Raw genomic sequence first — 14895 nt, 5'->3', positions numbered from 1 at the left:
GAACATGGACAGGCCCAAACCCGATGACAGGAGCAATAACGCAGATAGAATACAGTTTAACATCAATCATACTATAAGAAATATGGAAGCTGCCGAGGAATTGATTGAAAAGACTGATGACAGGAAAATGAAGAATGAGCTGGAAGAGAAAAATGAAAGACGCGGAGAGGCTCTCCAGGGCATGCGTGAAGAAATAAGGGAAGAGGCTCTGCATAAAAAAAGAAGGCAGTAAGGGTAAAATATCTGAAACAGACCTCCATAATGATTTGGCCTTTAGTGGTTCTCATTATGGAGGTTTTTTTAGCTGAAGGCTACTCACTCCCTGACGAGCTTCAAATAAATGCTTGTATATAACGCTTTTGGCGAAATTGTACTGTCGTCCCCCCGGGACTTGAAAACTTGTCTCTTAAAGACTTTATTAACCAGCACTTACAGGTTAATATTAGAAAAATATTGAAAAATATTCAAATACCTATTGAAATGGTATATTATTGATGATACAATAGCAGAAGTTAGCAATGGCTAACCACATCCAGTTAGCCATCGCTAACTGGATGAAAAACTGTGAAAACACTGTTTAATTAAGGCTAAGCTCTGTAGTAGGTTAAGCATTTAAACAGACGGCTGTTTATCCACATAATGAAACAGTGTTTCATTGGGAGTTAATAAAATAATCGCCGCAATTTATCCATAGAAGTTTACAGGGTTTGTTTTCATAAATATTCCGGAGGATACGCTATGAACATGGAGACTAAAAACAAACTGGAGCGATTTTACAGGAAGAATGTCTGGGAGCCGGTTACTTTAGGTGGGGCACTGACTTTATGGAGCCAAAGGTACGGTGAAAATGTAGCTGTTACTGAAAACGGAAGACAGCTTACCTATGGACAGTTGGAAACTGAGGCGGGGAGCGTGGCACAGGGCTTCCTGAGCAGCGGTTTCAAAAGGGGAGATAAAATAGTTCTGCAAATTCCCAATTCCATGGAATTTGTCATTGCCATATTTGCCCTTTTCAAAGCAGGAATGATACCCGTCATGGCTTTGCCCGCCCAAAGAAAAACGGAAATTAAAGGCATATTGGAAAAATCAGATGCCAGGGGCTATATCATAAAAGACAGATACCTGGGTTTTGATTATAAGGAAATGGCCAGAGAAATTCTTAGTGAATCGTGTAATGGAGTGAGAGTTATTGTGCTTGGAGAAAATGAGGAATTCACTTCATTCGGGGAATTGCGGGCAGACTGTGTATTTTCTGAAGCGGAGGCGGCGGACTCCGCAGACATAGGCCTGTTTCTGCTTTCGGGAGGGACTACGGGCATACCTAAACTTATTCCACGCAGGCATGCCGACTATTTGTACGTGGCAAAGGAAACAGCCGGGAGATGCAAGCTGACTTCAAACTCGGTGTATCTGGCAGCACTGCCCATCGCCCATAACTTTCCCCTGGGATGTCCGGGCTTAATGGGAACCCTTACTGCCGGAGGGAGAATAGTAATATGCAGTGTTACCAGCCCGGATGAAATTATCCCGCTGATTGAGGAAGAAAAAGTCACCATAACCGGACTTGTGCCTGCAATGGCAAGCATGTGCATTGAATTTCTGGAACTGGGTGAGGAATATGATTTGTCGTCTCTTGAGGTGATTCAGGTGGGAGGGTCGGTACTTGACCCCTATTTGGCACAAAGGGTGGAGAAAGCCTTTAATTGCCGGCTGCAGCAGATATTTGGAATTGCCGAAGGTCTGATTTGCTGTACTGATTTAAAAGGCAGTGACTATGTGAGATATCACACCCAGGGGAAACCCATATCTCCCTATGACGAGGTTTTAATCGTGGATGAAAAGGGAGAAGAGGTGCCGGAGGGTGAGTATGGGGAGCTGCTTGTGAGAGGTGCCTATACCATTTACGGTTATTACAATCTGGAGGAAGTCAATAAGGACCGCATATCGGAGGAATGCTATTTTAAGACGGGGGACAGGGCAAGGAGGTTAAAAGACGGCAATTATCAGGTGGCAGGAAGATTGACCGAAATGATAAACAGGGCCGGAGAAAAGATAATTCCATCAGAAATAGAAGAATTGCTGCTGAAAAATGAGCTGATAAGTGAGGTCCAAGTGGTAGGAATCAAGGATAAGCTGCTGGGTGAAAAAATCTGTGCCTTCATATTGGAGGGCTCTGAAAAAATGTCTTTGAATAATATCAGAAACTGTCTGGCAGATATGGAGGTGGCTGCCTTCAAATTGCCGGACCAGGTTGCTTATATAAGCAATTGGCCTCTTACAAGCGTGGGGAAAATAGACAGGAACAAATTGAGAGAACTGGGGGAAAAGCTGTAAAAGGAGGGCTTTCATAATGACAAATGAGGATTTGAAGATAGACGCGGTTACTTTTGTACATAAAAAAGCGGAGGATATGCTAGCTATTTCCGGGATAACTGAAAATACCAATTTAATTGAAGCGGGCCTAAGCTCCATCATGATAATGCAGATTTCAAACCATTTGAGAAAATATGGACTTAAGATACCGTTTTCCGGCTTGATTGAAAAGCCCACCCTGGGTGAGTGGGCGCAAATGATACACTCCTCCGGGGTAAGTCAAGGCAGGAAGCAGCAGGTAACTGCCAAAATAACTGAAAACAGCGAATTTGATTTGACTGATGTTCAATACGCATATTTTGTGGGAAGGGACGATGAACAGCCGCTAGGCGGTGTGGGCTGTCACGCTTACCTGGAAATAGACGGGGAAAGGGGTGACGGCGAAAGGCTGAAAAAGGCCTGGAACACCATTTTGGACTACCACCCCATGCTGAGGGCGAAGTTTCTGGAAACAGGAAAGCAGATAATAATGCCCACCCCCTATTCCCGGGAAATGGGAGTATATGATTTCAGCAGGCTGCCTAAAAATGCTGCCGAAAAGGAGCTGCTTGCACTGAGAGAAGAATTGTCCCACAGGAAGCTGAAAGTTGAAAAGGGTGAAGTTGCAGGGCTTTCCCTGGCCCTTTTGCCCTGTGAAAAAACAAGGATGTTTTTAGATGTGGATTTGCTTGTGGCTGACGTGTCAAGTCTTGGCATCCTTCTTCAGCATCTGGCGGAAGCCTATACGGGAAAGGAATTCATCCGGCAATCCACATACACCTTTCAGGATTATATGGAAAACAGGAAAAATGAAATAAGTGACAGGGAATTTAATGAGGATAGAAAATTCTGGGAAAATAAAATATCCGGGTTGAACTGTGAGATACCGGGTATACCCCTGGCAAAAAAACCGGAACTTATATCAGAAACAAGATTCAGCAGAAGGCAGTGCATCATAGACAAGGAAGCCTGGAGTGAAATCAGACGCGTAGCCTCAGGGTATAAAGCCACTCCCTCCATGTGCCTGCTGACCTGCTATGCACTGATACTTGAACGGTGGTGCAACCAGGCTTCCTTTTTGATAAATATACCGTTGTTTAATCGAGATACTGAAAATGAAGAAATAAGGAATATGGTTGCAGACTTTACAAATCTTCTGCTGCTGGATTTTCACAGAAAAGGGAACGAAGCTTTTATAGACACCCTGCACAGGGTCAGGGGCACATTTTTGGAAAATGTGGCCCACAGCCATTATTCAGGAGTCAATGTACAAAGGGACATTTTTAAAACAATGGGGAGTGCCGGTTTTGTGGCCCCGGTGGTTTTTGCCTGCAATATAGACAGTCCTCTTGAAACCGGTTTATCCAGGGAGGTTTTCGGAGATATAAGCTATATGGTATCCCAGACGCCTCAAGTATGGCTTGATTTTCAAACTTATGTCAGGGACGGTGCTCTTATTTTGTGCTGGGACGCAGTTGATGAGTTGTTTCCAGAGGGCATGCTGGAGGACATGTTCAATGCCCTTGTGGACCTGGTGAAAAAGTTGGCGGCAGCAGATAACTGGAATGCCGTTTTTGACGTACTGCCCCAAAGGCAGCTTGAGCAAAGAAAAGCAGAACTGGATGGAATCCTGCCTGTAAGCTATCCCAGGAAATCGCTTATAACAGATTTTTTGAAGAACGCCCAAAGTAAGCCTGGAAATGTTGCTGTTATTGACGGGATTTCAAAAAAAGAAATCTCTTACGGCCATTTGTATAGTAAGGCCATGGCAATAGCCGGCCTGTTGGTGAAGGCAGGAATAAAACAGGGAGATTATATAGGGATTACACTTCCCCGGGGGTGCGGTCAGATATATGCAATGCTTGGAATACTGTTTTCAGGAGGGGTGTATGTTCCCATTGGAGTGAACCAGCCTGAGGACAGAAGAAAGAAAATCCTTCGTCAAACAGGAATAAATTATATTGTTTCAGATACCGGGACAATTAGAGACTGTTCACTGTACGGTGAAGAAATCAGGATAATAAACCTGGATGAAGCAGAAGAAAGAATATCGCTGGAAAAGCCTGTTCCGGTTTCTCCGGAAAGCAGCGCATATGTGATAATGACTTCCGGCAGTACCGGCGTGCCCAAAGGAGTTGAAATCAGCCACGGAAGCGCAGTCAATACCATAGAGGATATTAACCGCAGGTATGGCATAACCTCAGAGGATACGGTACTTATGGTTTCTGCAATCGATTTCGACCTGTCGGTATACGATGTATTCGGAATGCTGTCCTGCGGAGGCAGACTGGTGGTGCTGGACGAGGCGGGTTCCAGAGAGCCCGCGCTGTGGCTCTCCCTCATGGAGCAGTATAGCATAAGCATCTGGAATTCGGTTCCCATGCTCTTTGACATGCTGGTCACCATGGCTGAGGGAAAGGGAAGAAAGCTCAATATAAGAGTGGCAATGCTCTCAGGAGACTGGATAGCTCTTGACCTGCCTTCAAGATTCTACAACAGAAGCGAAAACTCTGTTGTGGCGGCAATGGGAGGAGCTACAGAGGCCTCCGTCTGGTCAAATTATCTTATTGTACCCAGGGAAATACCCTCTGCCTGGGTATCAATTCCGTATGGGAACCCACTGGGAAATCAGATATATAGAGTAATGGATGACCTGGGAAGGATATGCCCCGAGTATGTTCAGGGAGAACTCCGGATAGGAGGCGCAGGAGTGGCCAAGGGCTACAGGGGGGATGAAGAGCTGACCCGGGAAAAGTTTATAACGGATACCATAAGGTGGTACAAAACCGGGGATGCGGGAAGGATATGGAAGGACGGCACCATTGAGTTTTTAGGCAGAAAGGATAATCAGGTAAAAATAAAAGGTTACAGGATAGAAATCGGAGAAATCGAAAGCGCCTTGAAGAAAAATCCCCGGATTGCAGATGCTGTTGTGTGTGTTGTCAAAAGGGCAGGGGGAAGCCGTTTGGCTGCATATGTGGTGCTGAAGGAAAAAATGGAACCGGGAGGGGAGGCATTGAAAAGTGCTTTGGAAAAACTTTTACCAGGCTACATGATACCTGAAACATATTACTTTTCAGGCAGAATTCCATTGCTGGAAAATGGAAAGCCGGATAAAAGGGAGATACAAAGGCTTTTAAATGAACACACGGATACTGAGACTTACGTTCCGCCTCAAAATCCATTGGAAATACAGATAGGAGAAATATGGAAAGAGGTTCTCAACAGGGAAAGGCTGTCCAGGTTTGATAATTTCTTTACATTGGGGGGAGACAGTCTGAAGGCGGTGGCCATAGTAACCAGAATCGAAGCCATTTTTGATGACCCGGTGAACATATCGGTAAGAATATTATTTAAAGCCCCTACTATTCATGCATTTGCACTGGAAATTGATAAACTGAACAGCGATTTTGAAGTTGAAGCCATTTAAAATCAACCGCTATACCGGCGAAAAATACTTGAGTGTCATTTGAAAGGAGATGAAATATGGATATCAGGAAATTAATTGAGGAACTCTCAGAAAAAGAAATTGTTATGTGGAGCGAAGGGGAAGCAGTGAAATTCAAGGCTCCTAAAGGCGCAGTGACCGAAGAAATAAGAGAAAGCCTGAAGGATAATAAGGCGGAGCTTTTGAAATACCTGGAAGCGACAAACAATACCATGTTCACCAATAATACTGCGGCAAGGTTTGAAGAATTCCCGCTGACAGATATTCAAAGTTCTTATGTTATTGGAAGAAACAAAATGTATGAATTGGGGGGAGTAGGCTGCCACGGCTACCTGGAAGTGGTATTTGATGAAATACTGGACGTAAATGGACTTGAAACTGCCTGGAATAAAGTAATCCGGAAGCATGACATGCTCAGGGCGGTCATATTTGATGCAGGCTGCCAGATTGTTCAGGAAACTGTCCCCCATGTAAAAATCACTTTTGCAGACCTGCGTGAGAAGTCTGAAGAGAGCAGCCGGGAAAAGGAAAGGCTCAGGTCACAGCTTGCCAACAAGCAGTATAAGCTTGGAGAATGGCCCATGTGTGATGTGGCTTTGAGTGTGGAGGACGGAAGAAGTATTGTCCATTTTTCACTGGATATGCTGATTGCAGACTTTCTGAGTATGAACATTATTTTAAATGATCTGGAAGAGTTCTACAGAAAGCCGGATATGCCCATAATATACTCAACCTTATACAGGGATATTGTAAGCTACCAGAATAATCTGAAGCTCCTGAACAGCAGGAAACGGCAAAATGCTCTGGAATACTGGGAGAATAAGCTGCCGGAAATGGGGGAGGCTCCTGAGCTGCCGGTGCTTAAGAAATCAGGGCTCACAGGGCATGAATTCTCCCAGAAGAGAATATTTCTCGATGGTGAGAAATGGAACAAACTATGCGGTGTTGCAAAAGACAGCCAGATTACCCCAACGGTGCTTGTGCTGTCCGCACTGGCGGAAGTGGTTTCACTGTGGTCTTCAAATGAGAGCTTCTGCATAAACACCACCTTTTTCAACAGGCCACGGGTTGTTGAGGATATAGACCGGGTTGTGGGTGATTTCACAGATGTCAATGTCTTGTCGGTGAAGCTGGATTTTCAAAGGACCTTCCTTGAAAGGGCAAAAACAATACAGGAGGACCTCTGGGCCGATTTGGAACACAATGCTCTTTCGGGTGTTGAAGTATTAAGGAAGCTGACCAAGGAAAGAAAAAAGAATGTCATCATTCCTGTGGTGTTTACAAGTACCGTGGGACTGGCAGGTGAAAATGACGCCACAGTCAGAAGGAGCATTGAGTACAAGATAAGCCAGACCCCCCAGGTATATATTGATTGCCAGGTATCGGATGAAAACGGAGGCGCAAAAATAAACTGGGATGTCAGAGAAGGTGTTTTTGAAGAACATATGATAAATGATATGTTTGAAAGTTTTTCCGGCTTGATATTCTCCATTTGCAAGGAGAACGCGGGCAGGGTGCTTTCCCGGCTGCATCCGGTGAGCCTGCCCCGGGACACGTTGGCTGTGAGAAAACGCATCAACGATACAGGTAAATATTTCGCACCGCTCATGCTGGAGGAGGGGTTCCTGGAGTCGCTTGGAGCTTTCCCCAACAAAACTGCCCTTATAACCGATGACAGCGAATTTACCTACGGGGCATTGGCAAAATATGTGCGTTGTGTTGCCGAGGCCTTAAAAGCAGAAGGTGTCACAGCAGGAGACAACATAGGGATAAATATTGATAAAAATGAGTGGCAGGTGGCGGCGGTAATGGCTGTACTGCTGATGAAAGCCACATATGTGCCCATTGATGCAAAGCAGCCTGCTGCAAGAAAGAAAAAAATAATAAACACCGCCGGCATCAGGGTTCTGCTGTCTGAGCAGGAGGAGCCGGAATTGCAGCAGTGCTGCCACAATGTCAATGTGAGAGGCCTTCAACCGGGCGACGGAGATTTAAGCCGCTTTGAACGGGACAGGGACTATGACCGTCCGGCCTATATCATTTTCACCTCGGGGACCACCGGCGAACCCAAGGGGGTTATTATTTCACACAGGGCGGCAATGAATACAATCCTGGATGTGAATGAGCGGTACGGCATCAGCCGGGAGGATGTGTTCCTGGGGCTGGCAAACCTGTCTTTTGACCTTTCGGTATTTGATCTCTTCAGTTGTCTTCTGGTTGGCGGTACTCTTGTATTGCCAAATCCGTCCGGCATTAAGGACCCCAAATATTTATACGATCTGATACTGCTTCACAGGGTGAGCGTGTTGAACACAGTACCTGCACAGACCCAGATGATAGTCAATTATCTGGAGTCGGCGGAGGGCATAAGAAAAAGCACCTTCCTGCGTCTGTCCATATTATCAGGTGACTGGATACCTGCAAATCTGCCTGACAGGATATACAACCTTTTCCCAAATATTTCGGCAGTGAGCAAGGGCGGTGCTACCGAAGCGTCCATATGGTCCGTTTATTATGATATACAAAGGAATGAAACCTTTGAAAAAAGTGTACCCTACGGCAGGCCCATGGCAAATCAAAAATTCCATGTGCTGAATAAATATCTGCAGCCTTGCCCGGATTATGTAGACGGTAATCTGTATATCGGAGGAGACGGCTTGTCAGCAGGCTACCTCAATGATGCCGTCTTGAATTCGGAAAAGTACCTTACTCTGCCCGGAACAGGAGAAAGAATCTACAGAACCGGTGACAGGGGCTGCTACAGAAGGGATGGCATGATTATCTTCAAAGGCAGGGAGGCCGGTGACGAGCAGGTAAAAATACACGGACACAGGATAGAACTGGCTGAAATAAGGGCTTCCTTATTGGAATATCCCCAAATAGATTCAGCGGCTGCCCTGACGGTGGGAACACCCCCTGACGAATTGAAAATCAGTGCCGCAGTCTCGCCTAAAAGAAAGAGCGGCTCCATGGAAGCGGAAATTGACGCCCAGGAGCTGGAAATGCTGAATTCTGCGGGAAAATCCCATGCCGGCAGCATCGATGAAAATCTGCTGGAAATCTGGACCAGAAAGTCGGAGCTGGTGGTTATCAGTGATATCTATAATGTGTTCAGAGGGTATGGAATATTCAAGGATTTACATAAGGCACACAGCTTTAGTGAGCTGACACAGGTGATGAACATTCCGGAAAAGCTTCACAAGCTGACGAAAAGATGGCTGAAGGTACTGGCACAGGAAGGAATTCTCAGGGAGCAGGAGGAAACCTACATGCTCGTTGAAAATCAGCATAATTTTGATTCCAGTGCTCTCTGGGAGGATTTTTATAAAACAGAGGAGGCCTTCAACTACAGCAGGGAATTTCTCCAATATCTCAAGGAGTCCAGTGAATTGCTTCCCCAGATGATTCAGGGAAATGAAAATCCATTAAACCTTTTGTTTCCAAAGGGAGATGTAAAGCCTGCAATGGCCGCATATCACGACAATAAAATCAACAGCATGCACAATGGCATAGCCAGGGAGGAAATCCTTTATTTATGCGGCAAATCCAACGAAAAACATCCGGAAAAGGTATTCCGCATTCTGGAGGTGGGAGCCGGAGTAGGAGGGACCTCCATCGATCTGATACCCGCGCTGGACGGCCATAATGTGGAATACCACTTTACTGACCTGTCCACCTTCTTTTTAAACAAGGCACAGGAGAACTTCGGAAAATACGGCTGGGTGAAATACGGAATCTTTGATATTAACAGGGAATTTGCACTGCAGGGCTATGAGGCCTTCTCCTTTGATTTGATCCTGTGCGCAAACGTCCTGCATAATTCCACAGATATACATCATGTAATGGAAAACCTGCGTAATTTGCTGGCGGATAACGGAAGCATGATAATTTTGGAGGAGACCCGCATGAGCTACATGCTTCTCACCTCCATGGAATTCAAGGACGGCTTGACAGGGTTTCTTGACGAACGGGGGGAAGACGAGACTTTCTTTTCACGAGGCCAGTGGGAGAGCATTCTTAAAAGGCATAACGGGGAGATAGTTTATCAATTCCCCCACAAAGACAGCAAACTGGATTTGTGCGGTCAGACAATCTATATTGCCAGGTTCGGCAGTGAATATGAAAAGCTGGAAAAGCATCACATTCTGCAGTATCTGAAGGACAGCCTGTCCTCCTACATGATTCCGGGCAACCTGGTCATACTGCCCACAATGCCGCTTACAGAAAATAGAAAAGTAGATGTGAAAAAAATAAGGGCCTTTCTGGAGAATAGTGAGACCAATTCTTCAATCGGGGGAGACGAAAAGGAAATGCCCGAAACAGATCTGGAGAAGCGGATAGCAGAAATATGGCGCAGAGAATTAAAAGCAGCCTCCATAGGAAGAGACGACAACTTCTATAATGTGGGAGGTGATTCTCTTTTGATTGCCCAGGTGGTGGGAAAGACCGTAGAAGAAATTGAAGAGGCAAAGGACTGGGAATGGAGCGCCCTGCTGACAGAGATGATACAGACCCCCACCGTACGAGAGCTTGCCATGAAAATACACAAATTCCAAAATGAAAAAGACAGTTTCATTGACCCCTCTCTCATACAGATTAAAAACAGCAGCCAGCCCAATGAAAAATCTGTGGCCAAGGTTTTATTCCATGCGGGAACGGGGACTTTGTCGGCATATACCGCCTTGCTTTCCCATATTGAAAAAGCCAGCGGAGAAAATGAAAGCATATTGGGTTTCTCCTTTGGGAATGAGGCCGAGTATGTTTCCATGGAGACACAGGACACCTTTAAGCTCCTGGGAAAAAAATACGGCAGAATTCTGAAGCAGCTTGGCTATTCAAATTACATACTTATGGGCCATTGCGTAGGGGGACTCATAGCGCTGGAGGCTGCGGAATATCTGAGAGAATACGGGCTCAGTGTGTCAGACGTAACCTTGATCAGTGCCACCATACAAATGAACAAGGCTATGACGGCTTTTGGCGGAATGACAGACGAAGCCTATGACAGAGCCCTGAAATCAAGCCTTGAAAATGAACTGCTGCTGGAGAGAACCTTCTCAAAGCTTATAAATGCCGACGAATACAAGGCAGGCTATAAAACAAGCGAAGATACCCTGGAAAGATGCATCAGGTACATCGTGCAGGAGGGAGACGGTGAAGTTACCGCCGAGGCCTTATGCAACCTGCAGGGGGAATTTAAGGAGGTTGCGGAAGAGTTCCGCAGACTATCCGTCAAGCCCATATCCGAGAGGCTCAATGAGCTCTATGCCACAATAGACAGAAATGATGCGGATTTAATGGAGCATGAGAGGAAAATGCTGAATACGCTGTTTCACATATTTGCTCAAAATTTCGGGTGTGTGGCAAGTCACCTGCCAAAGCCCTATTACGGCAATGTCAGGATATTTTCCTGTGAACAGCAGGGAGCCAGCTTCTACCGGGAATTTTTCGGAGAAAATTTTGAAACCTGGAGTCCTTATATCAAGGGCAGCTTTAAGTATGACATTATTTCAGGACAGCATTTTGACTGTATTATTGAACCCAACCTGAAAAAGAACATTGATAAGATACTGGATTTTATACCGGCACAAGAGAGGGAGTTGTGCCATGACGCCGCCTGCGGCTGTCATGGCACAGGGGAATAAAACATATCAGGAAAGAGGGAAAACCAAATGCATAAGATCAGTTTCGGTATTGGACTTTTAAAGAGGTTGCTGGGACTGGCCGCAGTCATATTCGGTGTAGTTACTTTGAGCTTTTGCCTGCAGCTTTTTACCGGAACTGATCCGGCAGAAATCATTGTCAGGAAGCAAAGTGTTTTTGCTACTGAAGAACAGATACAGGCGGTGAGACAGGAATTGGGGCTTGATGCCCCTTTTGGGGAAAGATACGCGGATTACATAAAAGGTGTGTTCAGAGGAGACCTGGGGACTGCCATTACCAACAAAAAGCCGGTAATAGGAAACATACTGGAGGCGCTGCCTGCAACCTGCATGCTTATCGGTATGGCTATGTTCTGGGTGGCTGTATTTACAATTTTGACAGCGGCCTTTTCGGTCATCTTAAAGGGAGGCATTTTTGACAATGCAATGCGGATAATCTGTATCCTGGGAATCTGTGTTCCCAGCTTCTGGCTTGCCTTAATACTGCTCACCGCTTTTGCCGTTGAGATACCTGTATTCAAGGTTATTTTCGACGGGAGTCTGAAAGCCTTGATTTTGCCGTCCATATCCATGGCATTTCCGGTGATGTGCATATCTGTAAGGGTGCTGAGGGCTTCCATATTAAATGAATTGAAAAGCGATTATGTGGTTTATGCAAGAGCGCGAGGCTTTTCCAATTCTCAGGTTATTTATGGGGAAGTCCTTAGAAATGCTTTGCCGGCGGCAATAACAATATTTGCCCAATACTGTGCGGCACTTTTCGGCACCTCAGCCCTGGTAGAACGTGTTTTTTCCATACGGGGCCTGGGCTATTATCTCATGGAAGCCTGTGAAAGCATGGATGTGTACAGCATTTCAGGTTCAATACTGATATGTGCGGTGCTGTTTGTACTGTTCAATACTGCAGCCGACATACTTTCAGGCATCATATGCCCTGCGTACAGGCGAAAAGCCTGAAGAATGTTAAAAATCTGAAAAGGAGGCAGCAGGTCCATGCATAAGTTCAATATTTCTATTGTAAAAAGAAGTCCGGGAAGCAATATGAAAAGAAAAAAGACAATGGTTGTTGGATTGGCTCTGATAGCGGCTTTTATTCTGATTGCATTGTGGGCTCCGGTTTTAGCACCAAATGATCCGAATGCCACAGACCTTTCCAGGAAAAATGCCGCAGCTTCAGCCGAATTTCCTTTAGGCTGTGACCAGATGGGCAGATGCGAGCTTTCAAGAATCCTATACGGAGCGAGATATTCCATGGGTTTGTCGGTGCCTGTGCTGGTTCTGCTTGCGGCAGTCACCCTGTTTGCAGGCTGCTATTGCGGCTATAAGGGAGGCATAGCGGATAGGATTGCAGGGCTGTTCTGTGACATTTTAATGGCATTTCCGTTAATTGTAATTGCAATGGCGCTGGTTACTTCCATAGACAATTCTGTGCTGTGTATTCTGGCAGCTATAAGTATTTCAATGTCCGCATGGTTTATGAGAATGGTACGTTCCTATGCAAGGAGTGAATGCGGAAAAGAGTACATAGAGTCGGCAAGGCTTGCGGGTGCATCGGAACTGCGGATTGTGATGAAGCATTTGATTCCCAATGTATTGCCGCAGTTTTTGATTTATTTTACAACGGGAATAGCCTCGGCAATCATATCGGTGTCCAGCTTTGCCTTTCTGGGCATAGGACTTATAGCTGGAACTCCAGAATGGGGAGCCATGCTAAATGAGGCGAGAAACAGTATTTATACAAATCCGGGCTTGATTATTTATCCGGGGATTTGCCTGGTACTATGCTGTGCGGGCTTCAATCTTTTTGGAGAGGGGCTAAGGGATTTTATTGGTAGGGAGGATGAAATAAATGCCACTTAATGTAAGGAATTTAAAAATATCATTTACATCTGGTGAAAGCGTAACGGAGGAGATTTCCTTCAAAATTGAGAAGGGTGAGATGCTGGCCGTAGTCGGAAGCTCGGGAGCGGGGAAGACCACGGTATGCAGAGCTATAATGGGACTTCTGGGAGCTGACTTTAAAGCGGAAGGCACGGTCTGCTTCAACGATACGGAGCTTTTGAATGCTCCTGAAGAGCAGGTGCGGAAAATCTATGGAAAGGAGATTTGCTTTATCATGCAAAATCCCATGACTGCTTTCAATCCATCCATACCTGTGGGACGGCAAATGGTAAAAACCTATCAAAAGCATAATGCAAAGCTGCCCAGGGCTGAAATAACAGCGAAGTGTGAAGAGGCAATGCATAGTTTAGGACTTACAGACACAAAGAGGATCCTTAAAAGTTATCCCTTTGAGCTTTCCGGAGGGATGCTGCAGAGGGTCATGATTGCAACCGCCCTTGTAAATAAGCCTCAAATGCTGGTGGCTGATGAGGCCACCACGGCAATTGACGCCTGCAATAGAATAGAGCTGATGAGGGAACTGAAAAAGCTCTGTAAACAGGGAATGTCAATTCTGTTTGTCACTCATGATTTGAGCGCTGCGGCAAATTCGGACAAAATGCTTGTAATGGATAAGGGCAGGGTGATAGAAGCAGGCAGAACGGCTGATATTCTGAACAACTCCAGGGAGGAATACACCAGAGACTTTTTGAATGCGGCTGTCTAGGAGGGAGGCGGCATATGATGATGGAACTTAAAAACCTGAGCTGTGCTTTTTCGGGAAACTTTTTTTCCAAGGATAAGTTTACGGCAGTATCCCCCCTCAATACAAGTTTCAGAAAGGGGGGCCGGTATGCGATAGTAGGGGAATCGGGGTCGGGCAAAACCACTCTTGCCAGGATGATGGCAGGACTCCAAAAACCAAGCGGCGGCAATGTATTTGTTGAAGAAACCCCGGTATACGGGAAAAATAAAAGTCCCAGGGAGCACTTTAAAAAAGTCCAGCTTATCCAGCAAAATTCTCTTTCTGCACTGGACCCCAAAATGACGGTGGGAAGGTCCATTGAAGAACCTCTGGTCTGCTTTTTTCATATGAACAAAGCCCTGAGAAGAAAGAGGTGTGAAGAGCTGATGGAATTATGCAGCTTACCGGCAGACTGTTATTCAAGGTATCCAGATGAACTTTCGGGAGGAGAGCAGAAAAGGGTTGCCATTGCCAGAGCCCTGGCTGTGCAGCCCAAATGCCTGATATTTGATGAGGCAACCAATGGCTTTGATCTGCCTCTGAGGAAAAAAATCACGGAGGATATTCTCCTGCTTCAGGATTCCATGGGCTTTACAGCAATATTTATTACCCATGATATTGAGCTTGCCGTCTCGGTGGCGGAGGAAATCCTTGTAATGAGGGCTTCACAATTGCTGGAAAAGGTAAGGTTCTCAGGAGATATATCTGTGTTCAAAGACGAGTACAGTAAGCTTCTGTTAAAAGCAAGCTGGTATAAGCCTCTGGGCATATATCAGAGAAATAATACAAATCAGTTGGTTTAAAAA

General features: G+C 45.6%; 8 protein-coding genes. All 8 read left to right on the top strand.

Annotation, left to right across the window (positions count from 1 at the left end):
* The first annotated feature begins 4 nt into the window (after nt 1-4).
* The 8 genes from tlp to CLHUN_RS05665 all read left to right on the top strand — a co-directional run bounded on the left by tlp (nt 5) and on the right by CLHUN_RS05665 (nt 14892).
* Complete coding sequence (gene tlp / locus CLHUN_RS05700; RefSeq protein WP_080063617.1) at nt 5-232, top strand: small acid-soluble spore protein Tlp; 228 nt, start codon at nt 5-7, stop codon at nt 230-232.
* A 506-nt stretch (nt 233-738) separates the two neighbouring features.
* Complete coding sequence (locus CLHUN_RS05695; protein WP_080063616.1) at nt 739-2334, top strand: (2,3-dihydroxybenzoyl)adenylate synthase; 1596 nt, start codon at nt 739-741, stop codon at nt 2332-2334.
* A gap of 16 nt (nt 2335-2350) precedes the next feature.
* A complete protein-coding gene (locus tag CLHUN_RS05690; RefSeq protein WP_080063615.1) occupies nt 2351-5782 on the top strand; it encodes a non-ribosomal peptide synthetase in 3432 nt (1143 codons plus the stop codon).
* A 56-nt stretch (nt 5783-5838) separates the two neighbouring features.
* Entirely contained in the window at nt 5839-11445 is a 5607-nt protein-coding gene (locus CLHUN_RS05685; RefSeq protein WP_080063614.1) for a non-ribosomal peptide synthetase, read from the top strand.
* 27 nt (nt 11446-11472) lie between these two features.
* A complete protein-coding gene (locus tag CLHUN_RS05680) occupies nt 11473-12420 on the top strand; it encodes an ABC transporter permease (RefSeq protein WP_080063613.1) in 948 nt (315 codons plus the stop codon).
* Nucleotides 12421-12504: 84 nt separating this feature from the next.
* Nucleotides 12505-13323: an ABC transporter permease gene (locus CLHUN_RS05675; RefSeq protein WP_080063749.1), complete on the top strand. Its 819-nt coding sequence runs from the start codon at nt 12505-12507 to the stop codon at nt 13321-13323.
* Entirely contained in the window at nt 13313-14071 is a 759-nt protein-coding gene (locus tag CLHUN_RS05670; protein ID WP_080063612.1) for an ABC transporter ATP-binding protein, read from the top strand. The genes CLHUN_RS05675 and CLHUN_RS05670 overlap by 11 nt, the downstream gene beginning before the upstream one ends.
* Before the next feature lie 14 nt (nt 14072-14085).
* Nucleotides 14086-14892, top strand: coding sequence for an ABC transporter ATP-binding protein (locus CLHUN_RS05665; RefSeq protein WP_479692022.1), 807 nt, complete (start codon nt 14086-14088; stop codon nt 14890-14892).
* Nucleotides 14893-14895: the final 3 nt, after the last annotated feature.

The sequence above is a fragment of the Ruminiclostridium hungatei genome, assembly GCF_002051585.1.
In the GTDB taxonomy this organism is placed as follows: Bacteria; Bacillota; Clostridia; order Acetivibrionales; family DSM-1351; genus Ruminiclostridium; species Ruminiclostridium hungatei.
This window is presented reverse-complemented; position numbering and strand designations above follow the sequence as displayed.